This is a genomic window from Actinomyces sp. oral taxon 181, assembly GCF_018370895.1.
Taxonomy (GTDB): Bacteria; Actinomycetota; Actinomycetes; order Actinomycetales; family Actinomycetaceae; genus Pauljensenia.
The window spans coordinates 1-26,054 of sequence record NZ_JAGYZL010000013.1 but is presented as its reverse complement, the minus strand read 5'-3'; the positions used below and the strand labels follow the sequence as shown (position 1 = coordinate 26,054).

Below are 26,054 nucleotides of genomic sequence, written 5' to 3'. Positions count from 1 at the left end.
TCCTTCCTAATACAGGCCCAAACCTAGTAACGTCTCAGGAGACGAGCAATACTTTTCCACTATGCGAAACGGACTCGCCAGGATCGATACACCCACGCACCAATAAAAACGAGCGTAACAACGCAGACAATTGATGCCCCTGCCGGAAGATCCAAAGACCAGGAGAGGTAAATACCACACAGCGAACTCAGCACACCGATGACGAGCGCACTTGCGATCATCGCTCCCAGCGAATTTGTCAGAAGCCGAGCACTTGCGGCGGGGGTAATAAGCAGGGCAAGAACCAAGATGTTGCCAATGATCTGGACGGAGATCACGACAGCACCGGCAACACTGATATAGACCAAAAGATCCAGAGCCATCACCGGCAATCCAGCGACTCGAGCGCTTTCTCGATCAAGACTCACCGCAACGACCTCTTTGTGAAAGAAGGCAAAAACCCCAACGATCACTGCAGATGCAAGCAACACGAAAGGCACTTCAGAAGCAGGGATGCCTGTCAGCGAGCCAAAGAGGAAGTCTTGAAGAGAACCCGCATATCCCGGCGCCCAAGAGATGATGACCAATCCCAAACCAAAGGCCCCAACGAAAAGAACACCAATGATTGAGTCTTCCTTCAAACGCCTATTTTGGGAAAGAAGTGCAACGAGCACGGCAGTACCCACACCGGCAAGCGTTCCTCCCAATACCAGGGAACCTGAACATACAAAAGCGATTGCAAGACCGGGGAAAACCGAATGAGCGACAGCATCTCCAATGAAAGACATCCCGCGCAGGACAACATGACAGCCAACAACCGCGCATACGCAGGCTGCAACGCAGGTGACAAGAATCGCACGGGGTAAGAATGCCAATGCTGGATTCATCAGATCATGAAGAAGATCAATGATACTCAGCACTTAGATCACCCCAAGGACCTTGAGCAGCGGATTCGACGGGCGAATATCAAAGGTGCGCATCCACACCTGAGGATCGCGAAGTTCTTCCGGCTTCCCCGAGGCGACAACAGTCGAGTTCAGCAAGAACAGTTGATCACAGGCATCAATGGCCCCAAGAATGTCGTGGGTTGTCATGAGGATGGCACAACCACTGAGAGCGAGCCTTCGGAAGACGTCCATCAGGCTTTCTTGAGTCGGCATATCCAGTCCGGTAAAGGGTTCATCCAATAGAAGCAATCGTGGACGTAAAGCAAGAGCCCTTGCCACCAGCACACGCTGACGTTGGCCACCCGAGAGCTCCCCGATCACTCGATCTCCTAGCTGGGCTAGGCCAACCTGATGCAGTGCCTCTTCGACGGCGCGATGGTCGTCGATCTTAGCCCGACGCCCCCATCCGATCCGGCGAGCTCGCGCGCTAAGGACTGCTTGACGGATGCTGATAGGAAAATCCCAGGCGAACTCATGACGCTGCGGAACATAACCGACTGATCGAGGCTGAAGCGGGAGGCCCATTGACGTAATGTGAGTCGAGCGAGAGGGAATCACGCCGAGTATTGCGCTCAAGAGAGTCGTCTTTCCAGCACCATTGGGGCCAATGAGCGCACAGAACTCACCGGGAGCAACAGAGAGCGAGACCGATTTAAGTACCTCACGCCCAGGGTAGGACACGTCCAAGCCACTGATATCGAGTGCTGAAACCGAATTCTCAGTATCCATCAGACATCACTTTCCGCGCCGAAGTCACGAAGAACATCCTCGCGTGCTTGCTCAATCTGCTTTTTTGACTTCTTTGTTCGATGGGAAACGACGATAAAGGCAAGCACACTCAAAGCCAGACAGATCACTCCATAGATCAAATACTCACTATTTCCGCCTTGTTCACGCGGTGCCTGCGGCTTGGCAGTGTCCGTCTCCTCTTTCAACGAGGCAGCGAGCGCGTTTGGCGTGAGCGCGCGGGCTTCTTCAACCTTTGCCCCATCGCCAACAACGAATCGGAGAGTATCCGAAACACATTGCGGTGTCTCTTTGTCCCCAAAGCACCAGCGCACGCTCAGTGCGTAAGCTCCAGGAGCAGAAAATGCCCAATTTGCGTGAACGTGTGTATTAGCTTCGACCCAGATATCTGATTGGGAGGAAGTGGATGAGTCATACAAGACTGTCGGCGCACCGAAAGCCCCGTCTTGCAGGAAAAGCCAGGCTTTACCGGGTCCCTGAAGGTTCCCCAGAGTCATCGTTGCGCCACTGCCCATGACCTTAATGAGTTCCGGGTCTTGAGTGTTCCATCCCAGCCAAACAACACGAGGGTTTTGAGTCTGGGGAATAACCCAGTATGGCTCTCCCTCGTGTGCGTGCAGGAATGAATAGCTGGGGTCTGAGGGAACCTGAAGCTTGCCAGAATCGCTCACACGAAAGACAAGAGTGTGCAAAGGGCGCCAGATCGGTGTCTCTCCTGAGTCATCACGTGCCAGAATTTCCGGTTTCGAATCAACAATCTTTGGACCCAAGTCAACGTGACCGCGTTCAATTGTGGTTTCTTCGCGCACCACCTGTTCTGAGGAGTCTACGTGCTGAGTGAGAGGATCATCCGCGAATGCTGGCAGTAGAACAGCGACACTCACAGCAATACCGACAAAAAGCGCTGAGAGAGCCCGCGCCATATTGAACGCACTCATCCTCTTCATCATGTGTGATCCTTTCCCAAACACTGCGACAGTGAGCGAGCATTCGCTTTCATCATGTCGACATACGTCGACGCGTCATCATCCAAAGTGTCGCCATACAACCCGCAGACTCGAACACCGTTTTCTTCTGCAACCTGTGCGATCACAGGGTGACGGTTACGCTTTTGCGGTTCCAAGAAAACCGCGGAAATTTTCATATTCTTCAGGGTTTCAGCGATGCGTTTACGATCTGCAATCGAAGCCTCGCTTCCGTCCTGAGCACTCAGGTAACCAGCGATTTCAAAGTCATAGGCGCGCGCAAGATAGGCATAGGCATCGTGCGTAGTGACTAGCTTCCGGTCAAGTGGATTAATTTCCGCGATCGTCTGCGAAACCTCGCGATCAGTCTCATCGAGTTTCGCGATATAGGCCGAGGCATTGGCCGCGTATTGGGCACTATGCTCGGGATCGCGTGTTGATAACGCGTTCTCAATAACTCGCACATAGGCCTGCGCATTATGAATGTCATGCCATGCATGTGGATCAATATCACCGTGGACATGTTTACCAAGCACAGCCTGGGGCAGAACATAGGCCTGCCCGTCACCTGAGCCTATAAACTCCCATCCCCGGCCTTTAGGAATCTCACGCAAAGTACGTGATGGAACATCAATGAGCACTCGCTCAATATTCAAAGAGGCAAGAGTCGAAGGTAGGCCGTTGCTCTCCTCCACACCTTCGCGTAGTGGTGCCCCCTCAGGTACTCCACCGTCTTTTTCGCGGTCAACCATCAGGGTTAATGCATTAGACTTCAAGTCCACGGTGATGTCGCTGTGGCCTCGGCGCAAAAGAAAGAGACCACGTTCCCCGGCAGCTTTCTCTGAATCAATTCCGACTGCAAAAGTTACCTGCGAGGGAGGAAGTTCTATAGGTTCAGATTCGGGAGCGATACGCAGGCGGGCACGTAGATGCAGCGTGTAGACACCGGGCTGAGTAAAGACCCAGCTCATATGTTGGTGCACTCCAACAGGCAGAATCGAAGTATCTGTCTGCCAATTATTACCGGCGTTAAAACCATCTCGAGAGGCAAAAGCAATCTCGGGACTTCCGAAACTTGTTGTGATGTAGGCACATGCGTACCCTGGCCCCTCAACATCAGTGACAGAGACTTCTACTTGGGACGACCGCTTTGCTCCACTCTGGCCACCATCGCCGTAGACTCGCATTCCAAGCCAGGGCGTGTCCAGGGAGCGATCTTCGACAAGAGGAATCAAGCTGCCGCCAAACTTTGCACTTTCTTCCGCCAGTGACAGTGAAATCGCATCCTTGGGAAGATTCGCATCGAGCGCGCGAATCACCGAGTGGTCTTCGAGCATCAGGTAGTTTGTAACAGCGATATCCGCATAGGCAATATCGCGAATTCCCCTGAGGCTCAGCTCCCAAGAATGCGGATCTGCACCGTTGGGAATCAGCTGGTGAACATCAACATATTCACCACCGACATTTCGTGCTAAATCAGCCAAGATCCCCGTTGTCGCGACAATACTCAGGCGCTGTGATGCGGCATCGAGATGTGGTGCGCAGCCTCCAGATACTGCAGCAAGTAGGCATGTAAGGGCTACTCCTGCAATTCGTGCAATCTTCACTGCCTCACCCGCATGCGAGTCGAGGCAAGGATGCACCCACATCCCATGAGGAGGGCCGCAAGGATTATGGGAGCAAGCTCTGTTGTGCCCGCACCCGTTGATGCCAGGTTGCACGGTTGTCCCGAGGCCGTGCGGCCGACGATTGCGTATACCAGAGGACGGCCGTGTTCCCCTGTGCCACCGGCCGCGATCAAGGATCCAGCCGTTCCACTCCCACTTCCACGCAAGTCCTCGCCACGAGGCGAGACATTCATAGCGATCGTCAGTTGGTAGGAGCCTGGCTCAGTAAAGACCCAGTTTTGGTGGGCATGAGTGTTGGCAGACAGGGTATAGCTCGTTCCTGCGCCGTCAAAAACGTGAGTGCCGATTCCCGCACCTAGGCTTCCCGACTCAAATACTGCGACATTTCCGGGGCCTTGAACATCAAGGAGAGAAAAACGGACCTGCCCGCTGGTTTCAGTGACGATTTCTTCGCGTTGCGAATTCATTCCAAGCCACGGGACACCTCGAATCTGGGTAGCGGGAATCATCCACACATCTTGCCCGGTAGCCGCTGCATAGCTCAGAGCTTCGGGAGCCTTGATCTTTGCCTTATCTCCCAGCGCAAAGGTCATTGATGCGGGATCTTTCCACACCGCGGGCACAGATCGGTCATCTTTAATTCGAGCAACTAACTGGCCGTTTTCGATCGCGGGTCCCAGATCAAAGTGACCGTCAGTAATTCCATCTTCGCTACCAACTTGAACGTTCAGGGTCGTGATTGCCTGATTTGGAGTTTCGCTATCGCTGCGGATACGTGAGACTTCATCCTCGTTTGCTTCGCGAGTAATCCGGGTGGGGATACAGCGCTCAGCACCTACGCGCTGGGGCGCATCACGCGTGAGCGATTCTTCTTCGTCACCTGCTGGGCTTTCTTCAACCGCTGGGGGAAGCACCCCGCCGCTTAGGACAGCTGAGTTTTGCGTCCCCGACACCCCTTGGGAGCCTCCTACCTCAATGAGGTACGTGGCTTTACGTGTTGTTTCAAAAGAACCGTCATTTCGATACGCACGCGCTTGAACGCTCAACTCGTAGCTTCCTGCTTGAGAAAACACCCAATTCGCATGCGTGTGCGAAAGATAATCTTGAGTAATTGTTGAGCCATGCGGATCTAGCTCAAATCCCCCCGAACGCAGTCGCGAACTACGACCCGAAAGGAAGTCTTCGGTCCACAGTGAAATACGTCCTCCGTTGGGATGGGTATAGGTGACATCAAATTCAACGCGTTCAAATCCTGCTGGTGCTAGAGAGAGAACATCCCATCCGGGCCACGGCAAAGTTGGATCTTGAGTTTGCGGAAGGAAATACCCGCTGCCACCGGCAACAATGTCTCGAGGAAGCGAGTGCGTAAGAGCCGAGGAAGGAATGACCAGGCGAAGTTCCTCAGCTTCGTGTTGGACTCCCGATCCGGTGACATCTTCCATCACCTTCAATACGGGGAGTCCAGAATCATCAAGCGTCATGTAGAAGAGGTCAATGTGCCCGTGGTCAAGAACAAGACGGCGCTCGCCAAAGTTCGCGCGCGGAGCCGCTTGAGTGTGCGCACCCATCGACGAGGCCACTGAAGCTTCGTGAGCTTCTTTGGCGTCTGGGAGCAACGCTGACCCCTCACTTTGTGCGGATTCTCGATTGTGGTCGTTCTTTTGGGGCGAGAGATCAGCGCTCTGCGTGGACTCGTGCATCTGGGTCTGGGGAGCTTCAATGCTCGCGCTAAACTCAGCCTCGGCAACAAGACGAGGCTCCTGCCCCGGGATTACTTCCTGAAGGCGAAGGCGCAGTGAGCGAATACCTAGCTCAGCGAAACGCGCATGCAGGGGGTGAGCTGCAAAGTCCTCTCCCCTGGCCTCGAGGACAAATCCCCGGAAGAAATCCTCGGTTCCGTCGACCTCTTCTTCAAATGCAGTTCCACGGACGAGATGTTCATGAGATTTAAAGCCAAGTGAGTGCGGAGCAATTTTTTCCAGATCTGCAGCGCTTGCTCGTGCGCTTAATTCAACGGAATACCGCGAATCCTGCGTAAACACAGAAGGGCTGAGATTAATATCGAGCTCATATCCCCCATCAATATCGCGATCAGTGTCACGAGCGACCGGGGTCGTTCGAAGTCGAAGCGCGCCATCATGAAGGGGAAATTCTTCCCCATTTTCTCCAGTAGTACACAAAGACTTCAGCGTCTCGCCCTTATCCCCAAGGCACGTCGAGACTTGAAGACTATCGCTTAACAGGTGCTTGTCTTGGGAGGAGGAAAGAGCCTCCGCTTGAGTCGGGGCTGGAAGAAGAATCCACGCACTCATCACTGCAATAGTGATCAATAGCGAAAACAGGGCACGTGTAGTCCTGCGGCACAAAAATGACATGACCATCTCTCTAGAATGATAATCGTTCTCATTCCCATTAAAGAGGGTGGTCATACCTCAAGTCAAATGGACCGCCTGGCTCTAGTTAAATCCCAACACCCACTGAGAAATGCGATAACCAGCCATAATCACCCCACGTCCTGCCTTTGAGTGCATCGCAATCAGGCGCCCAAGCAGATCCTTACGCACTGCGTCGTAGGCTTCCGGCTTCTTCGTTTGAAGCTGTGCCCAGAGCTCATCCTTACGGGCGACATTCTCCTCAGTTCCCGAGCGCAAAAGCATCACTGTGCAGATGACACAGTTGATACGCAGATAGTGGACGAGATAGCGGTACAGATGAGGAGGAACCTCATCAGGAGCCGGAATGGCATCAACCATCGCCGCGTTCACCCGCAGCAATTGATCAACACGCGAAATCATGACCTGCTCGTTGACCGACTGATCATCACGCCCAATGAAATAGCGGTAAAGATCAACATCGAGATACTCAAAAGTACGGACATCAATAACCGGAACAAAAGAGTAAATAAAATCAACATAGAAGGTGTGCTCAGGAAGCACCAGACCAGAGCGACGCACCAAATCTGTTCGCAAGATTAAGGCATGCATCATCAGATACTGGTCGTAGCGACAACGACGAATCTCATCCCAAGAGACCACGCGATCCCTAGGCATCACATTCCCGTAGCGGATGACTGCTTTACGACTCTTCCCCTGCTTCTCATACACATAATTGGCAACCAAAAGATCCAAGGGTTCACCCTGAGCTTCGCGAAGCTCCAAGCGCTCAAGGGCACGCTTAAGTGCTAAGCGATCCAACCAGTCATCTGCATCGAGAATTTTGAGGTAGCGCCCACGAGCACCCGAAATACCTGCATTAACAGCACCACCGTGGCCAGCATTCTCCTGATGAATGACACGGATATGATCTGGATCGGACTGGGCCATTCCATCAGCAATCGCAGCCGTGGCGTCGGTTGATCCATCATCAACGATGAGCACCTCAACCTGGTCAAATCCACGCACTGAAGAAACAGCACGATCCAGGTATTCCTGAGCGTTATACGAAGGAATAACAACGGTGAGCACAAAACTTGGTTCCACCTGTTGAATGATAGTGCATGAAGCACTCTTTCTTAGCGAAAGAGCATGAAAACATGGTCATTTTCGGGCTATCCTTGACGCAAGGGCTAATTCGCAATGGGGAGGCAATTATGAGCCAAGCACAAGAAATCCTGAATGCACTGGGTGGCTGGGATAACCTGACCGACCTTGAGCATTGCATCACCCGAATCCGCGTTGATTTTAAAGATGATTCGAAGATCGACGAGGCCGCGTTGCGCAAGGCCGGCGCCTTCGGTGTCGTGGTCGTCGGCTCGCACGCACAGATCGTCATGGGTCCGCAGGCAGAGGAAATCGCAGAGGAAATCAACACGCTGAAGTGAGTCTTCAGCTCCTCTCCCCCGTCCCTGGAATCCTGCGAAACCTAGTCGAGCTCCCAGATCCAGTTTTTGCCCAAGAGATAATGGGGCCGGGTTTTGCGATTTCCCCCGATGAGGTTAACACTCTTAACATACTCGCGCCCATAGATGGGACGCTCACCCATCAGCTTCCTCATGCCTGCGCTTTGACGGCGCCTGATGGCCTGAGCATTTTGATACATGCGGGGATCGACACAGTGCTGCTCAAAGGCGAAGGCTTCTCAGCCCCCCATCAACTAGGGCAGCACCTTCATGCTGGAGACCCGCTCATTACATGGGATCTTCGTCCAGCACGCCAAGCAGGATACGACCTTGACGTTGTTGTGATAGCTATGCAACCGCCACAAACACTTTGCGAGCTCTTAACCGCGCCCGGTTCACGCCTAGATGCTTTGGTGCCCTGCGCAGTTGTACGCAGGGCACCAAAAAGTAGCTAATTCTAGCGAATATAGCGATCCACACTGGTCAAGAATCGCTTGACGCGCTCACAATGCGCCATGTCATCAATCAAAACTTCTTTGCCATTAAACGCATGAAGTGGCACGCACCAATTCGGATACTCAGCGTTCGTACCCGGTAGGTTCTGCGGCAATTTTTCACCAACAACGTCCACCAAAGAAACAGCCAAAAGAAGTGCAGGAGATGCAGCAAGGTAGGCATGCATCGCAAGAAGTAGTTCTTCATCACTGGGGTGATCTTCGTGAATGAAGCCGCCTTCTTTCAGGCGTGAGACCATTCGTTCACGCTCGATGCGATCCGCATCGCGAACCTGATCGAGATCTTCGACCAAGAGTCCCAACTTATGGCGCAGTTCAGTGTGAGCACCTTCTAAATAGCCCAATGTCGGGGGCAAATCATGCGTTGTTACTGCCGCAAGGCACGATCGACGGTAGTGATCTGGCCAGAGGGGCCATCCACTGCCTTCTTTCTCAAACCACAGAACGGAAGTACCCAAGATTCCACGATCATTGAGATAACCGCGAACCCAAGGCTCAACGGTTCCCAAATCTTCGCCAATGACAACCGCACCGGCCCGCTGGGCCTCGAGCAGCACAATGCCCACCATGGCCTCGTGATCATAGGAGACGTAGGCACCGGCCTGCGCACCCATCCCTTCGGGGATCCACCACAAGCGGAAGAGACCAAGGATATGGTCAATACGAACTGCACCCGCGTACGAGAGCACAGAGCGCAACATATCCCGAAGTGGTGCATACCCCATTTGAGCAAGGGAGCGAGGTGACCACGGAGGCTGCGCCCAATTTTGTCCCTGCTGAGAGTACATATCCGGAGGCGCGCCAACACTCATACCCGGAGCAAAGGCATCCGGCATCGACCAAATTTCCGAGCCTTTTGAGTGCACTCCCACCGCCAGGTCAGACATGATCCCCATATCCATTCCCAAACGACGAGCACCATCTTGAGCGCGGATCAGCTGGTCGAAAACGATCCACTGGCACCACTGCCAAAACTCGATTTCAGAAGCGAGACGCTGACGCGCTTGCTCGACCCCAGGAGCATCAATCGAGGAGTAGCGCTGTGGAAGGTCAATATCGCCATTTTCAAAGACCAAAGCGGACCACAGGGCAAAATCCTCTAAAGACTCCCCGCCTTGAGCACAAAAGCGTTCAAACTGCGCCTGACGACTAATCGATCGAGGGAGTTCAAAGATCTTACGCAGCGCTTTGAGCTTTGATTTCCATGAGAGGTCACGGTCGACAATATCCTCATGACTACGGGACGCATGCGCGTAGCGTGTAATTACCCCTCGCTCCTTGCTATCCATGTGCACATACTCATCGATGGCTTCAGGACGAATGTAGAGAGGACTGGCCCAGCGACGCGACACGGGAAGGTAAGGTGAATTCTCCTGCGGGAATCCCGGTTGCGGGGCATGCAGAGGATTGATTTGCAGGAAGTTTGCACCATTACGCGCAACAATCGCGGCTAGATCCGCCAAGTCCTGCGTATCCCCCATTCCCCACGAGCCGCTTGAGCGGGTCGAATACAGTTGAGCCGCAACTCCCCAGCGCTTGTGACCATCATCGAGGCGACTGGAAAGTCGCTGAGGGACAACAACCAAGGTTGACGAGCATTCACTTCCATCTTCATGGCGTGCAACAATGCGATGCCATCCAAGAGGCAACCAATTCGGAATTTTAAACGTGGCGCGCCCAATCAGATTCCCGTCGACCATCCGCGGTGGAATCCAACGGTCAAGCTGCCCAAGCTCATGATGCTGCCCATCTTCGGTCTCAACGTGGCACCAGACGCCCATCCCGTGAGGAACGTGGACAGGAATCTCCGCCTCGTTTCCCTGACGACAGACCGTAGTAGGGGGAAGGGGGGCCAACCAGACAAGATCTTCATTGTGACGAAAAGCTTCATCAATTTCGCTTAGTGAAGGTTCCGAAGAGAGCGAGAAACCCAGTGAATTCAACACCGCAACAAGGGAGACATCTTCAACGTGCTTCCAGTTTCCATACCAATCCCAGAAACCGGTAGAGACCCCCACAGTCTCAGCGAGTTCACGCAGGCGCTCTGTTACCGTCTGACTTGCCATAAGGTCCCCTCTGAAATACAGCAATGCTCTTCTATTTTATGGGCTAGAGAAGAGCAGGTGAGACCGATCTTTGTGTGCCAGCAGACACATCCTGTGGTAGACACAGGTGAAGCATCTGCAGGGCAATCTTTCCAGCCCCTGCTCCGAGAACAATTTGGATCACATGTCCCGAACGCACCACTGCGAGCACTTCAGGAAGACGAAGACCCATGTCATCAACCTTTTCAGGCGACTTCACTTCAATCCGAATACGCAGCATGCACGGTTCAATATCTTGGATATTTGATGCTCCCCCCAGAGACTGGAGAAGAAGCGCTGCCGTTTCCACGCCTAATCGCCTTTCAGAAACAAGTGACCTATCCCTCACAATATATACGAACGAAGCAATTTGGTGCAATACGTCACTTTCTGCAACTTGTGATACAGAAATGCACTGCTATTTAGATGCAAAATTAGAGACAATATAGCCATGACTACGCCGCTGCCCATTCCGACAATTTCGACTGAACCGGTTGCTTCAGTCTTAAGAATTCTCAGCCTGAAGGAAAACGGCGATGATTCGTTTATTGCGCGTTCACTCCCCCAGGTACGCAGGGTTTACGGCGGTCAGGTTTTAGCCCAAGGACTGCTGGCAGCAAGTGCAACTGTGCCCATTGAGAGGCTCCCCCATTCTCTCCACGCTTATTTTGTCCGAGGTGGAGATCCTGAAAACACCTTCAGCCTAGACGTCACACGCGTTCTTGATGGTCGTTCATTTTCTAACCGTTCTGTATCTTGTTTCCAAGACACTCGCGAAATTCTCACAATGAGTGTCTCATTCCAAGGCCCCGAAGCTGCACCCTCCTATTCCCCCGATGCACCTGAGGTACCTGCCGCGAGTGAGTGTCGATCAGCGTTGGAGATTTTCCGTCTAATGGATCATCCCGTTGGAAAATTCCTTGGGAAAACTGCTGCCTTCGACGTCCGTCATATCGGCCAGAGCCTCTACACAAAAGCGGACCCACAGAAACTACCAACGCAGAGACTGTGGATGAAGCCTCGAGCCGAGGTTCCCTCTGAAACAACTCAGCACGTTCATCGCGCACTTCTTACCTATGTCGTCGACCAAGTGATGCTAGAGCCTGCGCTACGCGTTCTGGGAATGTCATGGATGACCCCTGGACTGGTTGCAGCATCTTTAGACCATGCGATGTGGTTCCATCACGATGTTGACATCAATGACTGGCTTCTCTTCGACCAGCGCTGCACCCAAGTCGTGAACGGTCGAGTACTGGTCGAATGCTCAATCTTTACCGAGGCGGGCATCCTTGTCGCCCACGCTACTCAAGAGGCGATGCTCCGCGTTCCTAGTGAAGGGCACACTTCAAGCCACTGGGGATTTGGCGTTGATCCCAAGACTGGCAAACCAATGAGTGGAATGGCATAGGGCTAATCCGTACGCAGCCACAGGCACCGGCACAAGCACAGCCAACGGCAGAAACTACACGGATTTGTTTATTGACTGACTTTAAAAACCGTGGGAGGGGGCGGCTAAGCCGTCCCCTCCCACTGAGTTTTAATCCTAGGATCAGTCGCGAGTGAGCTTACGGTGCGTCACGCGGTGAGGCGCTGCTGCATCCAAGCCCAAACGTTCGATCTTGTTCTTCTCATAGGACTCGAAGTTACCTTCAAACCAGTACCACGAGGCAGGGTTCTCTTCGGTTCCCTCCCACGCAAGGATGTGGGTTGCCACGCGGTCAAGGAACCAGCGATCGTGGGTGATGACCACCGCACAACCGGGGAATTCCAGAAGCGCGTTTTCCAAAGAGGACAGAGTTTCAACATCGAGGTCGTTGGTCGGTTCGTCCAGCAGCAAGAGGTTTCCCCCCTGCTTCAAAGTGAGCGCGAGATTCAGTCGGTTACGCTCACCACCGGAAAGAACGCCCGCAGGCTTCTGCTGGTCTGCGCCCTTGAAACCAAAGGCAGAGACGTAAGCACGCGAGGGCATTTCGACATTGCCCACCTGAATGTAGTCCAAGCCGTCAGAGACAACTTCCCACAGAGTCTTGTTGGGATCAATACCCGCGCGGTTCTGGTCGACATAGCTGAGCTTGACGGTTTCACCGATGGTGAGCTCTCCCCCGTCGAGAGATTCAAGACCAACAATGGTCTTGAACAGAGTGGTCTTACCCACGCCGTTAGGACCAATCACACCGACAATACCGTTTCTCGGCAGCGAGAACGACAGGCCATCGATCAAGACACGATCCCCAAAACCCTTCTTAAGGTTTGTTGCCTCGATGACGATGTTACCCAAGCGGGGCCCCGGCGGAATCTGGATCTCTTCAAAGTCAAGCTTTCGACTGCGTTCGGCCTCGGCAGCCATTTCTTCGTAGCGCTCCAAACGCGCCTTCGACTTTGCCTGGCGTCCCTTAGGGCTGGTTCGAACCCATTCAAGTTCTTCCTTCAGACGCTTAGCGAGCTTGGCATCCTTCTGGCCCTGAATCTGGAGACGCTTTTCCTTCGTCTCCAAGTAAGTCGAGTAGTTACCTTCGTAGGGGTACAGGTGACCGCGGTCAACTTCAGCAATCCACTGTGCGACGTGGTCGAGGAAGTAGCGATCGTGGGTCACAGCGATCACTGCGCCCGGGTAGGTCGACAGATGCTTTTCCAACCAGAGCACTGACTCGGCATCGAGGTGGTTTGTCGGTTCGTCAAGAAGCAGAAGATCGGGAGCCTCGATAAGCAAACGACACAGAGCTACTCGGCGTCGTTCACCACCGGAAAGGACACTAACAGGCTGATCCGGCGGCGGGCATCGCAATGCATCCATCGCTTGCTCGAGCTGCGAATCGATATCCCATGCATTGAGAGCATCAATTTCTGTTTGAAGCTTGCCCATCTCTTCCATGAGGGCATCGAAATCGGCGTCGGGATTGGCCATTTCTTCAGAGATTTCATTGAAACGGGCAAGCTTGGCAAAGGTATCAGCCGCACCCATACGCACGTTCTCAAGAACAGTCTTGGAATCATCCAATTCGGGCTCCTGCATGAGGATTCCGACGGTGTAACCGGGGCTCAGGCGCGCCTCGCCATTACTGGGCTCATCCAAGCCAGCCATAATTTTGAGGATCGAGGATTTACCGGCACCGTTAGGTCCGACCATACCGATCTTCGCACCCGGGTAGAAAGCCATGGTGACATCGTCAAGGATGACTTTGTCACCAATGGCTTTACGAGCCTTAATCATTTGGTAGATGAACTCCGCCATGGATTCTCCGTTCAGGATCACGTGACATAACGCCGGCTATGCGGCAGACCCCTTAATGCTAAGGCACGGCGGGTGTTTTTGACATCTACGAGGACTATGCTGCGTCGCTTTCATCGGCTGATTGTAAGTTCTCCCAGCGATCATGAGTCAGATCATCGTCTTGTGCCAGAATATGTTGACTTTCAGGAGAAACCTGCTCTGATTGACCGGAATCCGCCGCAAACTCTTCTGCTGGAGCAGTTGAAGACTCGGTGACATTGTTACTTGGATGTTGAGGTTTGAGGGCGACAGCCGGACCGAACACCAAATCGATCCCCATAAAACTGGCGTTAATGACCAGTTCGCTCCGGACCTGCTGATCTGGGCCTAACCACCCGCGAGCACTGGGTCGCCCACACACAATCACGGGAGTCCCCTTCTGGACACTTCGCGCAATATTTTGCGCTAAACGATCCCATACACACACTGTGTACCACTTCGGCTCACGCTCTTCGTATTGGCCCGCATCCGTGATGCGCCACTGCGGAGCAGCCATTCGAAAGCGCAACCCTTTAGTTCCATTTTGCGCACTCATACTGCTCAGATCCGAGCCGATCCGACCTCGAAGAACAACGCTTCCTTGGTTATCCATAATTTGTCCTTTCCTTATAGCCCCCAACATGGGGATGCATCCACTGTGCAGGGGAAGAGGACCTAAAGAAAGACCGGTAGCAGCGTCTGTGGAAAACGCCGATACCGGTACATTCTGTGGATAACTTTGGTGATTAGTTCTCTTTTTCGCCAACCTTTGGAATCCCAAGTTCAACCACTTCATGCGCAACCTCACGTGCGTGTTCGCGAGTAATTGGCTCATGCGGGAAAAGAACTCGGCGATAGTATTCAAGTTCTTGGATTGACTCAAGGATGTCTGCCAAGGCGCGGTGTCCGCCGTGCTTGACGGGAGCTTCCTCAAAAGCCTTGCGGTACCAGCGCTTAGCCAATTCCTTAATCGAAGAAACGTCAACCAGACGGTAGTGGAGGTGATCAATCACCAAGGGCATATTGGCTTCAAGGAACATCTTGTCTGTCCCCACTGAGTTTCCAGCAAGCAGCGCCTTTTTCGGGATGGGAACAAAACGTCGGATATAGTCAAGAACCTGCTGCTGAGCATCTTCCATAGTCGTTCCGGAAGGCAGCTCATCCAAGAGGCCGGATGACGTGTGCATCTGGCGAACAAAATCATTCATTCCCTCCAAGGCTTCAGCCGGAGGGGTAATCAAGACGTCAATACCGGGATCGACAATATTGAGATCCGCATCGGTAATCACAACTGCTACTTCGATCAAAGCATCACGAGTGACATCCAATCCAGTCATCTCGCAATCGATCCATACCAATGGTTCTTTCAAATCACTCACAGCTTTAAGTGTAAGCGCATGAATAGGATTTCACTGTCCGGCTTCTCAAAGTCCACGCCACTTCACTGAGCTACGATAAACCTGACTACGACACTAGGAGTACGCATGACAACGGACCAGTTTCCTCTTTCTCCTGATCTCATCGCTCAGGCTTCAGACATTCTGAGTGAGGTCGTAGAGAAAACACCGGTCATGCTTTCAGAGCGACTCAGCGACCTTATCGGCGTACCGGTCTACCTCAAGCGCGAGGATATGCAAAAGTGCCGTTCTTTTAAGGTACGCGGCGCCTATTTCCGAATGAGTACCCTGAGCGAAGAAGAACGCCGCAGAGGTGTTGTCTGCGCATCCGCAGGTAACCACGCACAAGGCCTGGCCTATGCGTGCGCGCAGCTCAAGGTGCGAGGAACCATCTACCTTCCCTCGAACACACCCAAGCAGAAGCGCCAGCGCATTGAAACCATTGGTGGCGACTGGGTGGAACAAGTCATTGTCGATGGAACATTCGACCGTGCCAATGCACAGGCTCAAGAGGCCGCGCGTCATTCGGGACGCACCTACGTGCATCCCTACGATGACCCCTGCACCATTGCCGGTCAGGGCACAATCGCTGTTGAATTGGAAGAGCAGGTGCTTTCCGAGGCAGCGGCAGTTTTGGTCCCAGTCGGTGGCGGCGGCTTGCTCTCGGGTATCGCAACATGGATCCGTTCGCGTTTCCCCGATATCAAGATCTACGGCGTTGAGCCTACAGGAGCCGCCTCTATGGCCGCAGCAATGGAAGCGGATCAGATTGTTTCCTTGCCCACTGTTGATCCATTCGTTGACGGAACCGCCGTTGGGCGTGCTGGCGAGCTTCCGTACTCGATTGTTAAGGAGCTGGTCGACGATATTTTGGTTGTTCCCGAAGGGGCTGTCTGTACGGAGATGCTTGATCTGTACCATTCCGACGGCGTGATCGCGGAACCGGCAGGCGCATTGGCCTCTGCTGCGGCACGCATGTATTTCTCCGATGCAGAGCAACGCAATGAACTTTTGGGAGGAAAAGAAGGAGCGATTGTCGCAATTGTTTCCGGTGGAAATAACGATATGACGCGCTACGCGGAAATCATGGAACGCTCACTGCGACATGAGGGCCTGCGTCACTACTTCCTCGTCACCTTCCCCCAACAGCCCGGTGCGCTTCGCAGCTTCCTCGAAGATGTTTTGGGGCCTGGAGACGACATTGTTCACTTCGAGTACACGAAGAAAAACAACCGTGATTCGGGACCGGCATTGGTCGGGATCGACTTGGCTGATCGAGAAGATATTACAGGTTTGCGTGCACGCATGGAGGCTTCTCCCCTCCACGTTGAAGAACTGCGTCCCGACTCTGAAATTTATCGTTTGGTGATCTAAGCACTTCACCCTCAACACCCGGCAGGATCTCAGGGAAACACCCTCCTCGCCGGGTGTTTTTATGCTGCAAGGGTATGGACTCGGGTATTGCTGACGCGGACGCTAGGAGTCGAGTTGAAACGGTAGCCCTGGCCGCGCAGTGTCGAGATGAGATCAGCTTCGGGAAGCTTAGTACGAAGGCGACGGATGTGCGCATCGATAGTGCGAGTTTGGGATTCAAGACCTTCGCCGTACCAAACGGATTCCAGCAGTTCTTCTCGGGAAACGATCTCATCGGCATGTGCTGCAAGGTAGGCCAAGAGTTCATATTCCCTGTTGGAGAGCTTGACCGAATTCCCGTAAACCTCAAGGCGACGGTGATCAAGATCGATATGCGTCGATGCCGGTGAGAGCTTCAGTCCTGCCAAAATATCGAGGAATTCTTCGAAGGAAGTGGAAGCAGAAGAAGTGACGGTTTCAGGGGTGTAAACAAGAGCCATGATGTATCCAAACTATTTTGGTACCGCACATACCACAGTCAGCGTGGTTCCTTAATCGGTAGCGATTGACGGGTTGAAAGGTCAATCACATACACATTCGCGAGCACATGGAGCCGCACATGGGGCGGCAGATCATGGTCGCGTGAAAAGTCATGACTCCAGTCTATCGAATGATACGGATGTGTCAAAACGAAAGAATATGAGGGTGGAAACACGGGAACCACACCCGCATTTCCACCCTCACACAAAGAGCGGACTACTCAGTTCGCAAGCTGTTCACGAACGATCCGAGTCGCCTCAACAAGGTTCTTCAAGGACTCTTCGGTCTCCGCATAGCCTCGGGTCTTCAAGCCACAGTCGGGGTTTGACCACAAGTTACGCAGCTCAATCGAGTCAGCAGCCAAAGTCAGAAGCTCGGTGAGTTCCTCAACCGAAGGCACACGTGGCGAGTGGATATCCCAGACCCCGGGTCCAACGCCGTGGCTGAAGCCTTGCTCTGCAAGCTCAGGAAGGACTTCCATGCGCGAACGTGCAGCCTCGATCGAGGTCACATCCGCATCCAGTCCCAAGATCGCATCAAGAATCTGACCGAACTCCGAGTAGCACAGGTGGGTGTGAATCTGAGTATCAGGACGCACTCCGGCAGTTGCTAGACGGAAGGAGTCAACAGCCCACTTGAGGTAATCAGCATGACGGGCCTGATCCAAAGGAAGCAGCTCACGCAGTGCTGGCTCATCGACCTGAACAACAGCAATTCCGGCGTCCTGAAGATCGGTGACCTCGTCGCGCAGAGCCAGACCGATCTGATCAGCAACTTCAGCCAAAGGCAAATCATTGCGCGGGAAGGACCAAGCGATGATCGTGACGGGGCCAGTCAGCATGCCCTTAACCGGGTGATCGGTCAGCGACTGCGCGTAACGCGCCCATTCAACAGTCATTGCGTGAGGACGGACAACATCCCCCCACAGGATCGACGGACGGGTGCATCGCGAACCATAAGACTGCACCCAACCGTTCTTCGTTGCGGCGAAACCTTCAAGCTGTTCAGCAAAGTACTGAACCATATCGTTACGCTCTGCTTCACCGTGGACCAGAACATCCAACCCAAGGTTTTCCTGAAGACGAATCACTGATTCAATCTCTTCACGCATACGCTGCGCGTAGTCTTCGTCAGAGAGCTCGCCCTTGGCCCAAGCGGCACGGGCGCGACGAATTTCCTTCGTCTGAGGGAAGGAACCAATGGTAGTGGTCGGAATGAGGGGCAAGCCAAGACGCTCACGCTGAAGCTCATCGCGGACTGCAAAGTCTTCACGCTCACGATCGGCCTCGGTCAAGCGCGCGACGCGCTCACGCAACTCGGGGCGAACCACGCCGGGTGCGGCGGCTCGCTGAGCCAGAACCTCTCGGGTTGCTTCAACGGCCTCAGAAATAGAATCCCAGCCATTGTTCACACCGCGAGCGAGGGTGACAACCTCCCCGACCTTCTGGTCTGCAAAGGCAAGCCATGCGTGAAGGTTCGCATCGAGTACGGGGTCATCCCACTTCTCAAGTGCGGTGTCATGGGGCACGTGCTGCAAAGAGGTCGAGGTCGAAACGGCGAGCGATGCGGGATTCAAGGCTTTAGCTGCATCAAGGCGAGCAATCGCGCTCTCCAAATCGGTTCGCCAGATGTTACGGCCGTCAACAACACCAGCAACCAGAGCAACCTTGGACAGGTCAACTGAGCCGGCCTCGGGAAGAGAACCACGGCACAGATCCAGTCCCAGGGCTTCGATACCGGTGGAGGCAAGAGCGGCTGCAGCCTGTGCGCCATCGCCATAACCAATTGCCGCGAAGATCGCGGGACGCTTCTCCAGCTTGGCAAGAGCAGCAAAAACGCGAGTCGAGTACTCAATGAGGGTCGTGCGCTCGACGTGGAGGTTGTCGGAGGCAAGCGCGTGCTCATCGATCTGGACCCAAGGTGCTCCTGCCTCGGCAAGCTGGGCAAGAACCTCAGCGTAGGCTGCAACGACGTCATCGAGGCGTTCGAAGGGGTTGTAATCCCGAGTTGCCTCATCAGCCTTCGCGACAGCAAGGAAGGTTACGGGGCCAACGAGAACCGGGCGAACGATAGTGCCCTCTTCCTTTGCAGAAAGGAAGCGATCGACGATGGTGTGATCAGCGAAAGAAATCGGCGTATCGGGGCCAATTTCAGGAACCAAGTGGTGGTAGTTCGTATCGAACCACTTGGTCATTTCCAGCGGTGCAACCTGCGCATTGCCGCGAGCCAGGGCAAAGTGCAGATCCAGTCCTTCGAAGGAGCGGTAGCGCTCGGGAACCGCGCCCAGAAGCGTGATCGCATCCAGAACCTGGTCGTAGAGCGCGAAAGTTTCAGGGATCGACGCATCATCTTTGCCGAGGCCGAGCTGGGCGAGGCGGTCATGAGTCGTCTTGCGGAGCTGGGCTTCCGTCGCGCGAAGCTCATCGGCGGAGATACGGCCCGCCCAGTAGGCTTCGAGCGCCTTCTTCAGCTCGCGGCCACGACCGATGCGCGGGTAACCCAGGATGGTCGCCGTAGGGAATTGAGTCATTTACTTATCCTTTGTCATCGTGAAATGGACGGGTCAACACTGGCTTGCAGAAACAAGGCCTGCAGCATCAAGCACATCGAGTGCAGGAGCCGCTTTATTGAAGGTATACATGTGAATTCCAGGAGCACCAGAATCATGCAGGTCGCGAGCAAGACGACCTCCGATTTCGACTCCCATGGAATACATTTCTTGTGGTGAGGATGCTGACTCGAGCTTGCGACGAAGGTATTCGGGGAATACAACTCCGGTCAGTTCGGTCATGCGGTTTACTCGCCGAATATCGGTTGGCGGCAAAATTCCCGGCACGATGGGAATCGTCACGCAATTGGAACGTGCCTTCTCAAGGAAGTTCACATAGGTGTCGACTTCCCAGAAAAGCTGAGTGATCGCAAAGGAGGCACCCGCAGATTGCTTCACAAGAAGGCGCTCAACCTCTTGGGTCGGCGAAGTTCCTGCCGCGGGATTACCCGCGGGAAAAGTGGCAACCGCGATCGTCAAAGGCTTGAAGGCGGCGCGCAAGGCGGCACCGGGATACTGCGCACAACGAGCAGCCTCAATCGAACGAATCAAGGTCACAAGTTCGGTTGCCGAAGACACTCCCCCGGGAGAGGGCTGCCAATCTGGACGCCCCACCGGTGGATCACCGCGCAGTGCAAGGAAAGTTCGAACACCAGCATCGAGATAATCGGTCACAACTTCACTGACTTCACTGGGAGTCGTTCCCACACAGGTGAGGTGAGCAATTGGTTGAACCGGGCTGTCCTTCACAAGCTTGCGAACAACCCCTCGCGCACTGTGACGATCCTGACCGGCGGCTCCGTAGGTGACCGAAAGAAAGTCGGGAGAAACGGACAGCAAGCGCTCGACGGTTTGCCAAAACGGCTTAACGAGGCTCTCTTTGCGAGGCGGCATAACCTCGAAAGACAGGGTGGTCAGATCAGAAGAACAGTCAGAAGGCTGAGACATACATTTCCTTGAAAGATTGGCGCCATACGCGCCCCGGCAGCTGATTACGGTTCAGCTGCACATTCGTGAGCGAATTGACCCCACGGGGCCTCCAAGGCCAGACATTCTTTCAAGCATGAAGCCATTATCTAGTGTTTCCCACGTTTGCGCACACGCGGCCCACAACTTGGGAAAGTGTGACGGGCGACGACATGTACACTATGAAGGTCTGATCGCACTGCGGCAGGCGTGCCTCCGTAGCTCAATGGATAGAGCAAGGGCCTTCTAATCCCGAGGTTGCAGGTTCGAGTCCTGTCGGGGGCGCAATTCACTGGCTGCCGCTACCGGTGCATTATCGGTAACTAGATAGGCGACACTGACCCCAAATAGGCGCGCCAAAGAATCAAGCTCATCAAGCTGCCAGCGCGTCATTCCACGCCAGCGCTGGTTAATAGCTGGCTGTGACATTTCAATCGCACGCGCCAGGGCGGATTGACTGTACCCACGCCGCGCCGATTCTATCCGAATATTTTCGGCAACAATTTGTTCAAGTGGACGATCAAGAATTGTTGTAGCCATGCGCAAAGCGTATTAGGAAATCTGAAGTCTTGCAACGAGATTCAAGACACTATCAGTAAATCTGATTACCGCCTATGAGCTTTATCGATATGCTTCCAGCATATTTGATTCTCAGACTTCCGTTAACCGCCTAATCAGGCGATTCATGCACGATCAGCACGTATCACAAGCGCCCCTGGCCGCAGACCTAGGCATCTCTCAATCAGCCATTTCCCATCGCCTATCAGGCATCACCCGCTGAGACCTTGACGATTTGGATCATCTTATTCAAATCTGCGTGCCCACGGGCTTCCAAACACTGGCCGCCGCCGCGCTCACCGAAGAAGGTGAAGAAGCATGCACCGTAACCATTTTCTGTTTTGCGAGTGCTTAGACCGCACCTACCATGACGCTCTTGCCCGTGGAATTGACGTACCCAGTCGTCCGTATCGTCCCACTATTACCCTTTGCAATCATTTCGAGTGCGTCCATGGTGCGCGTGACACCGATGCATCCGATAAAGTGCGTGCCGTCGACACTGACGAGGACACGCCCAAGCGGCGGCGCGTAGTGGAGATAGACTTCACCCCTTCTAATCCCCGAGTCCCAATACGTGAACTCCCGTTTTGCACATTCAACATCGACACTACCGCCGTCGATGAAGGGCATGACTTTGAATCCTTGCCCGCTCCAAATGACAGACGAGACATTACCCGCGTGCACCTGCGCAAGGAACCCGCTCATGATCTGCGAAACGTGACGTGGACGCTTGATGATCTCTTCGCTTCCTACACCGACGGCGTTTTGTTCACTTTCATCGAAAGCTCCCAAGAACGAGGCGTTTATACGTTCCAACACAGTGATAGCGTTCACCGTTTCTTCGACGAGTTCAGCCACCAAATCCCCGTCATACTCGCCGTTCTCAAAGCGTTTCAAAGCGAATTCCCACATCCCTTTGACCCGCTCGCTTGTAGTGACCACTGTGTTCGCCTTTCCCCAGATACTCGCTCTGATTGTATTGTGGACCACAAATGAAGATCAATAAGCCCTTGTTCGCGTCGTTCATCGTCCTAGCTCTCTTGCTGATCTCAATGCCCCTTGCGACGATCACGCACACGATTCACACCGTGAGATTTATCAGCTGCTAAGCAAACTCGAAAAGTAGTGTGAGGGGACCTTTCCGGGGTCCCCTCACACGTTTACTTCTTCAAATCGCTACGATAACCCCGCCCAAGACGGTGATTCATCCAATGATCGACGGTCTCAGCAGTCCACCCAGGGATCGGACGGCCGTTCACATCATCGAGGCCAATAACCGCATCAGGCGGCGGAATGAGCCCGCGCTGCATATAGCGTCGAATCGTCTCGACAGCTAGCCCGGCCCGCCGAGCAAAATCTGGCACCGATAGGTAATAAACGGTCATCGGGACCGCCCGCGCAAAATCTGAGCGGCCGCAAGCCCAAATGAGACTCCCCATAGGCCCCATAGGATCGATGCAGAAGCAACCGTAAACGATCCCCGCGCAGCGCGAATGCAGAGAACTACAGCGATAGCGCAGACAAGTGCAAAAACTGTCACACCGCGTTTGTTCATCTTGTCACCATCCACCCCTTGTGAGAGATTGGGCGGTAGGGGTTGCAGCAACCGCCCCTACCAAGACAACACCTCTGACTACCTTGCCTTATCTGATAGATCATCAGAGCGATCACGACAACCGTCAGTACTGTTTGGACCCAGTCACCGATTGTCAAGGTGTCGTCTCCTTTCTTTAGTTGCTCGTCAGGTTTGTCCTAACATGATTAACTATAGCCTACTAACCTGCTTTAAGCAGGTTAGTAGGCTATAGTTAATCACAATTACGTAACAAACGTTACGCCGCAGCCTCGATCACTCGCCTCAGCGAATCGTCTTTGAAACGCATCCTGAAGCTAGAAGGAACTGGGAATGCTCTATGATGACCACACCCAGCCAGCCGGTAACATCTTGATCTTCATACTCGGATGTTTGCGCAGCAACGTTCGGGATGCGTCCAGGATCACTATCAACGTAACCATCGATCAGTTCCCGACCCCGAGGTTGCAGGTTCGAGTCCTGTCGGGGGCGCTTTTCCGCACAGAATATACGCGGCATGCTTCTCTTTCGCTTTAGCAGGCTTTTCTTCCGGAAAACAGCCTAAAGTTTGCCTTTATTCTGTACTTTCACCCGAATTTTTCCTTAAAATCGCACCGAGATAGGATCTTAGGCCTAGAATCTGGCTAGGACCACCCACTCGCACTGTTGCAGGAGTAGCCATGTTCTCTTTGGTGAGCACAAGCTTTACGCCGTCAACGACGGCTATCGGTGCAAATGTATTTTTAACGGCACTTGCGGGAATTCTCCCGCTCCTGCTGTTCTTCGTCCTTCTAGGCGCTTTTAAAGTCAAGACACACTGGTGCGCATTGATTTCACTGGTTGCTGCACTACTTATCGCCGTCCTCGGCTACAAGATGCCACTGAGCATGAGTCTCTTGGCAGCAGGCCAAGGCATCGTCTTCGCTCTGATCCCAATTATCTACATCATCATCGCCGCCGTGTGGCTTTATAACCTCACCGAGGTTTCCGGCCGCAGTAAAGACATGCGAGCTGTCTTCAACACGATCGGCAAGGGTGACATTCGAGTCCAGGCATTGATCATTGCTTTCTCTTTCTGTGGTCTACTCGAGGGCCTCGCAGGTTTCGGTGCGCCCGTGGCAATCGTTGCCGCGATGCTTGTCTCACTTGGCCTTCCCCCGGTAAAGGCTGCTGTTGTGACTATCGTTGGCAACGCGATCAATGTTGGTTTTGGCGCAATGGCAATCCCAACAACGACTGCTGGCCGTTTGGGCGGCCAAAACCCCCTTGTGGTTGCAGCCAATATGGGTCACCTGTCCTGGATTTTCGCCTGCTTCATTCCTCTCCTTCTCTTGTGGATCCTTGATGGGGGCCGAGGCGTTGCCCAGTTGTGGCCGATCGCTCTGATTTCCGGCGTTGCGACCGCTGCCGGACATTTCTTCACCTCAGAGTTCTCCTATGAGCTGACCGCTGTCCTTGCTTCACTTCTGGGATTGGCCGCTTCTTACATCTTCCTCTTGGTGTGGACCCCGAAGACGCCCGATGACTACCGTTCTGAGAGCACTCAAGAGGATCGCCCCAATGCCTCGCGAATCACCTTGGCACTTCTCCCCTATGTTTTGGTTGTTGTCGTCATTGCTATCACCAAGTTGTGGAAGATCGGCGTCGATATTGATGCCATCTTCAAGTCGACAGACATCAAGATCCCAGTCCCTGGATTACACGGAGAATTGGTAGATTCTGCAGGCAAGGCAGTTTCTTCGACGATCTACACCTTCCAGTTCCTTTCCAACCCTGGAACGTGGATCTTCGTCACTGCTCTCATTGTTGCTTTCGTTTACGGTCGCACCAGTTCGGGCGGTCGCTACCCCATGACCTTCACAAAGGGAATTGCAACTCTCTTCAAGACAATTTCCACCTTGAAGATTTCTATCCTGACGATCTGCTTGGTCATGGGCTTGGCCTACGTCATGAACCTCTCTGGACAAACTGGGGCGATTGGTACCGCTCTTGCAACAACCGGCGTGTTCTTCGCCTTCCTCTCCCCCATCCTTGGTTGGTTGGGAACAGCTGTCGCAGGATCTGCAACCAGCGCGGGCGCGCTTTTCGCCAATCTTCAGTCCACAGCAGCGCAGATCGCCGGACTCGACCCATCGACTTTGCTTGCAGGCAACACGATTGGTGGCGGTATCGGCAAGATTGTGTCGCCGCAAAATCTCACCATTGCAGCGACCGCAATCAACGAACCCGGAAGCGAAGCAGAGATTCTCAAGAAGGCGGCTCCCTATTCAATCGGATTGCTGCTCATCTTGTGCGTCTTGATCTTCCTCGCCTCGCAAGGCTATTTGGGTTCCTATATGCCCGTTGCTTAAGATCGTTGGGCTCGCAGTCTCGTGGCTGCGAGCCCAACGTCTGCTTCAAAAGGAGTGTCTTATGTCGAAGCCATTGCGATCCTTGGCACTTCTTTGTGCAGCGATCACGCTTCTCACGGGATGCATTCCCTTCGGTTCAAACGCAGCACGCTCACGCTTACCCCAGGACCCACGCTTTGCCGAGTTCACTTACGAAACTGACAGCGAAATCAAGGTCCAGGAACGCACCGATTCCTTCAATGAACGGATGCCCGGGCTTGGTGCAACTCAGGGACACGTCGTGGCGGCCAACTTCCCAGAGGGGTGGCTCTTACCCTCACCCGACCATCACTTATGGGTAACAGGTGTCGCAAGTGTCCCTCCTGAGACAATCCAGATGCTTGCCAATGGAAGCGACGGGAATAACGCACTTCTTCCCGGTATCTATCCAGGCCTCTACGAGTACGTTCCCCAGAACTGCCACTTTTTCACTGTTCCCTCCGATCATGCGAACACGGTGCTCCAAACTGATAAGAACAACATTTACTCGAACTGGGGGTCATTCGATATAACAAGCTTCGCGGCGTCCTCAGACTGTAACCTCATCATCGTCACTGGCGAGGGAATCAAGGGCTAAGAAAACGCGTTTCCCCCCTGCTGAGCACCCTCGCGAAGTAATCGAGAAGCCGAACGGACTTCCTTTCGCAGATACGGAAACTACTACCCGGCCTCGTCAATGAACTGCGCCCCGAAACTTGGACGCGTTTAATGGTAGCCGTTATGCGGCTTCCCGTAGGGCCTGATCCCGGTATTCTGCCGGGGTCAGGCCCTTGAGC

The 26,054-nt window shown here is 53.8% G+C and carries 24 protein-coding genes and 1 tRNA gene; 7 read left to right on the top strand and 18 right to left on the bottom strand.

Annotation, left to right across the window (positions count from 1 at the left end; all coding sequences use genetic code 11):
• Nucleotides 1-59 precede the first annotated feature (59 nt).
• The 6 genes from KHW85_RS06810 to KHW85_RS06785 form a co-directional block, all read right to left on the bottom strand.
• Nucleotides 60-899 carry an anchored repeat-type ABC transporter permease subunit gene (locus tag KHW85_RS06810; RefSeq protein ID WP_291459309.1) on the bottom strand — a complete coding sequence of 280 codons (840 nt, stop codon included), beginning with the start codon at nucleotides 897-899 and terminating at the stop codon, nucleotides 60-62.
• Nucleotides 900-1,655: an anchored repeat-type ABC transporter ATP-binding subunit gene (locus KHW85_RS06805; RefSeq protein WP_291459308.1), complete on the bottom strand. Its 756-nt coding sequence runs from the start codon at nucleotides 1,653-1,655 to the stop codon at nucleotides 900-902.
• Complete coding sequence (locus tag KHW85_RS06800) at nucleotides 1,655-2,623, bottom strand: choice-of-anchor M domain-containing protein (protein WP_291459307.1); 969 nt, start codon at nucleotides 2,621-2,623, stop codon at nucleotides 1,655-1,657. Before KHW85_RS06800 ends, KHW85_RS06805 begins: the two co-directional genes overlap by 1 nt.
• Nucleotides 2,620-4,245, bottom strand: coding sequence for an anchored repeat ABC transporter, substrate-binding protein (locus tag KHW85_RS06795; protein ID WP_291459306.1), 1,626 nt, complete (start codon nucleotides 4,243-4,245; stop codon nucleotides 2,620-2,622). Before KHW85_RS06795 ends, KHW85_RS06800 begins: the two co-directional genes overlap by 4 nt.
• Nucleotides 4,242-6,578 (bottom strand): TIGR03773 family transporter-associated surface protein, encoded by a 2,337-nt coding sequence (locus KHW85_RS06790; protein WP_291459305.1) that lies wholly within the window; start codon nucleotides 6,576-6,578, stop codon nucleotides 4,242-4,244. Before KHW85_RS06790 ends, KHW85_RS06795 begins: the two co-directional genes overlap by 4 nt.
• 144 nt (nucleotides 6,579-6,722) lie before the next feature.
• Nucleotides 6,723-7,730, bottom strand: a complete 1,008-nt coding sequence (locus KHW85_RS06785) for a glycosyltransferase family 2 protein (RefSeq protein WP_291459330.1) — start codon at nucleotides 7,728-7,730, stop codon at nucleotides 6,723-6,725.
• Nucleotides 7,731-7,855: 125 nt separating this feature from the next.
• Between KHW85_RS06785 and KHW85_RS06780 the strand changes: the two genes are divergently transcribed.
• Together KHW85_RS06780 and KHW85_RS06775 are read left to right on the top strand one after the other, a co-directional pair.
• Complete coding sequence (locus tag KHW85_RS06780) at nucleotides 7,856-8,086, top strand: PTS glucose/sucrose transporter subunit IIB (RefSeq protein WP_291459304.1); 231 nt, start codon at nucleotides 7,856-7,858, stop codon at nucleotides 8,084-8,086.
• Nucleotides 8,083-8,559: a PTS glucose transporter subunit IIA gene (locus KHW85_RS06775; RefSeq protein ID WP_291459303.1), complete on the top strand. Its 477-nt coding sequence runs from the start codon at nucleotides 8,083-8,085 to the stop codon at nucleotides 8,557-8,559. Before KHW85_RS06780 ends, KHW85_RS06775 begins: the two co-directional genes overlap by 4 nt.
• Before the next feature lie 2 nt (nucleotides 8,560-8,561).
• On the opposite strand, the gene malQ is transcribed toward KHW85_RS06775, so the two are convergent.
• A complete protein-coding gene (gene malQ, locus KHW85_RS06770) occupies nucleotides 8,562-10,685 on the bottom strand; it encodes a 4-alpha-glucanotransferase (protein ID WP_291459302.1) in 2,124 nt (707 codons plus the stop codon).
• Nucleotides 10,686-10,728: 43 nt separating this feature from the next.
• Entirely contained in the window at nucleotides 10,729-11,013 is a 285-nt protein-coding gene (locus tag KHW85_RS06765) for a PTS transporter subunit EIIB (RefSeq protein ID WP_291459301.1), read from the bottom strand.
• A 141-nt stretch (nucleotides 11,014-11,154) separates the two neighbouring features.
• On the opposite strand from KHW85_RS06765, the gene KHW85_RS06760 reads away from it, so the two are divergent.
• On the top strand, nucleotides 11,155-12,111 hold the full coding sequence (locus tag KHW85_RS06760) for an acyl-CoA thioesterase domain-containing protein (protein WP_291459300.1): 957 nt from the start codon (nucleotides 11,155-11,157) through the stop codon (nucleotides 12,109-12,111).
• Between the two features lie 141 nt (nucleotides 12,112-12,252).
• Here the strand turns inward: KHW85_RS06760 and ettA are convergent, their stop codons facing one another.
• The 3 genes from ettA to orn all read right to left on the bottom strand — a co-directional run bounded on the left by ettA (nucleotide 12,253) and on the right by orn (nucleotide 15,332).
• Entirely contained in the window at nucleotides 12,253-13,935 is a 1,683-nt protein-coding gene (gene ettA / locus KHW85_RS06755) for an energy-dependent translational throttle protein EttA (protein ID WP_291459299.1), read from the bottom strand.
• A gap of 94 nt (nucleotides 13,936-14,029) precedes the next feature.
• Nucleotides 14,030-14,566: a single-stranded DNA-binding protein gene (locus KHW85_RS06750; protein ID WP_291459298.1), complete on the bottom strand. Its 537-nt coding sequence runs from the start codon at nucleotides 14,564-14,566 to the stop codon at nucleotides 14,030-14,032.
• A gap of 133 nt (nucleotides 14,567-14,699) precedes the next feature.
• Nucleotides 14,700-15,332: an oligoribonuclease gene (orn, locus tag KHW85_RS06745; protein ID WP_291459297.1), complete on the bottom strand. Its 633-nt coding sequence runs from the start codon at nucleotides 15,330-15,332 to the stop codon at nucleotides 14,700-14,702.
• A gap of 105 nt (nucleotides 15,333-15,437) precedes the next feature.
• On the opposite strand from orn, the gene ilvA reads away from it, so the two are divergent.
• A complete protein-coding gene (gene ilvA, locus KHW85_RS06740) occupies nucleotides 15,438-16,724 on the top strand; it encodes a threonine ammonia-lyase IlvA (protein WP_291459296.1) in 1,287 nt (428 codons plus the stop codon).
• Between the two features lie 59 nt (nucleotides 16,725-16,783).
• Here the strand turns inward: ilvA and KHW85_RS06735 are convergent, their stop codons facing one another.
• The 3 genes from KHW85_RS06735 to KHW85_RS06725 form a co-directional block, all read right to left on the bottom strand.
• Complete coding sequence (locus KHW85_RS06735; RefSeq protein WP_291459295.1) at nucleotides 16,784-17,203, bottom strand: winged helix-turn-helix domain-containing protein; 420 nt, start codon at nucleotides 17,201-17,203, stop codon at nucleotides 16,784-16,786.
• 260 nt (nucleotides 17,204-17,463) lie between these two features.
• Nucleotides 17,464-19,773, bottom strand: coding sequence for a 5-methyltetrahydropteroyltriglutamate--homocysteine S-methyltransferase (metE, locus tag KHW85_RS06730; protein ID WP_291459294.1), 2,310 nt, complete (start codon nucleotides 19,771-19,773; stop codon nucleotides 17,464-17,466).
• Nucleotides 19,774-19,806: 33 nt separating this feature from the next.
• On the bottom strand, nucleotides 19,807-20,739 hold the full coding sequence (locus tag KHW85_RS06725) for a methylenetetrahydrofolate reductase (RefSeq protein WP_291459293.1): 933 nt from the start codon (nucleotides 20,737-20,739) through the stop codon (nucleotides 19,807-19,809).
• Between the two features lie 230 nt (nucleotides 20,740-20,969).
• On the opposite strand from KHW85_RS06725, the gene KHW85_RS06720 reads away from it, so the two are divergent.
• Nucleotides 20,970-21,042 (top strand) — tRNA-Arg (locus KHW85_RS06720).
• On the opposite strand, the gene KHW85_RS06715 is transcribed toward KHW85_RS06720, so the two are convergent.
• The 4 genes from KHW85_RS06715 to KHW85_RS06700 form a co-directional block, all read right to left on the bottom strand.
• On the bottom strand, nucleotides 21,004-21,297 hold the full coding sequence (locus tag KHW85_RS06715) for a helix-turn-helix transcriptional regulator (protein ID WP_291459329.1): 294 nt from the start codon (nucleotides 21,295-21,297) through the stop codon (nucleotides 21,004-21,006). The genes KHW85_RS06720 and KHW85_RS06715 overlap by 39 nt on opposite strands.
• 369 nt (nucleotides 21,298-21,666) lie before the next feature.
• Entirely contained in the window at nucleotides 21,667-22,257 is a 591-nt protein-coding gene (locus KHW85_RS06710) for a hypothetical protein (RefSeq protein WP_291459292.1), read from the bottom strand.
• 218 nt (nucleotides 22,258-22,475) lie between these two features.
• Nucleotides 22,476-22,700 (bottom strand): MerR family DNA-binding transcriptional regulator, encoded by a 225-nt coding sequence (locus KHW85_RS06705; RefSeq protein ID WP_291459291.1) that lies wholly within the window; start codon nucleotides 22,698-22,700, stop codon nucleotides 22,476-22,478.
• A 473-nt stretch (nucleotides 22,701-23,173) separates the two neighbouring features.
• Nucleotides 23,174-23,407, bottom strand: coding sequence for a hypothetical protein (locus tag KHW85_RS06700; RefSeq protein ID WP_291459290.1), 234 nt, complete (start codon nucleotides 23,405-23,407; stop codon nucleotides 23,174-23,176).
• A gap of 161 nt (nucleotides 23,408-23,568) precedes the next feature.
• On the opposite strand from KHW85_RS06700, the gene KHW85_RS06695 reads away from it, so the two are divergent.
• Both KHW85_RS06695 and KHW85_RS06690 read left to right on the top strand, forming a co-directional pair.
• On the top strand, nucleotides 23,569-25,239 hold the full coding sequence (locus KHW85_RS06695; RefSeq protein WP_291459289.1) for an L-lactate permease: 1,671 nt from the start codon (nucleotides 23,569-23,571) through the stop codon (nucleotides 25,237-25,239).
• Nucleotides 25,232-25,855: a hypothetical protein gene (locus KHW85_RS06690; RefSeq protein WP_291459288.1), complete on the top strand. Its 624-nt coding sequence runs from the start codon at nucleotides 25,232-25,234 to the stop codon at nucleotides 25,853-25,855. Before KHW85_RS06695 ends, KHW85_RS06690 begins: the two co-directional genes overlap by 8 nt.
• Nucleotides 25,856-26,054 lie beyond the last annotated feature (199 nt).

Coding starts and splice junctions, on each gene's coding strand:
- KHW85_RS06805 (WP_291459308.1), bottom strand. CDS start 1,655: ATGGATACTGAGAATTCGGTTTCAGCACTCGATATCAGTGGCTTGGAC.
- KHW85_RS06800 (WP_291459307.1), bottom strand. CDS start 2,623: ATGATGAAGAGGATGAGTGCGTTCAATATGGCGCGGGCTCTCTCAGCG.
- KHW85_RS06790 (WP_291459305.1), bottom strand. CDS start 6,578: ATGAGTGCGTGGATTCTTCTTCCAGCCCCGACTCAAGCGGAGGCTCTT.
- KHW85_RS06780 (WP_291459304.1), top strand. CDS start 7,856: ATGAGCCAAGCACAAGAAATCCTGAATGCACTGGGTGGCTGGGATAAC.
- malQ (WP_291459302.1), bottom strand. CDS start 10,685: ATGGCAAGTCAGACGGTAACAGAGCGCCTGCGTGAACTCGCTGAGACT.
- KHW85_RS06760 (WP_291459300.1), top strand. CDS start 11,155: ATGACTACGCCGCTGCCCATTCCGACAATTTCGACTGAACCGGTTGCT.
- ettA (WP_291459299.1), bottom strand. CDS start 13,935: ATGGCGGAGTTCATCTACCAAATGATTAAGGCTCGTAAAGCCATTGGT.
- KHW85_RS06750 (WP_291459298.1), bottom strand. CDS start 14,566: ATGGATAACCAAGGAAGCGTTGTTCTTCGAGGTCGGATCGGCTCGGAT.
- ilvA (WP_291459296.1), top strand. CDS start 15,438: ATGACAACGGACCAGTTTCCTCTTTCTCCTGATCTCATCGCTCAGGCT.
- KHW85_RS06735 (WP_291459295.1), bottom strand. CDS start 17,203: ATGGCTCTTGTTTACACCCCTGAAACCGTCACTTCTTCTGCTTCCACT.
- metE (WP_291459294.1), bottom strand. CDS start 19,773: ATGACTCAATTCCCTACGGCGACCATCCTGGGTTACCCGCGCATCGGT.
- KHW85_RS06725 (WP_291459293.1), bottom strand. CDS start 20,739: ATGTCTCAGCCTTCTGACTGTTCTTCTGATCTGACCACCCTGTCTTTC.
- KHW85_RS06715 (WP_291459329.1), bottom strand. CDS start 21,297: ATGGCTACAACAATTCTTGATCGTCCACTTGAACAAATTGTTGCCGAA.
- KHW85_RS06705 (WP_291459291.1), bottom strand. CDS start 22,700: ATGACCGTTTATTACCTATCGGTGCCAGATTTTGCTCGGCGGGCCGGG.
- KHW85_RS06700 (WP_291459290.1), bottom strand. CDS start 23,407: ATGCCGCGTATATTCTGTGCGGAAAAGCGCCCCCGACAGGACTCGAAC.
- KHW85_RS06695 (WP_291459289.1), top strand. CDS start 23,569: ATGTTCTCTTTGGTGAGCACAAGCTTTACGCCGTCAACGACGGCTATC.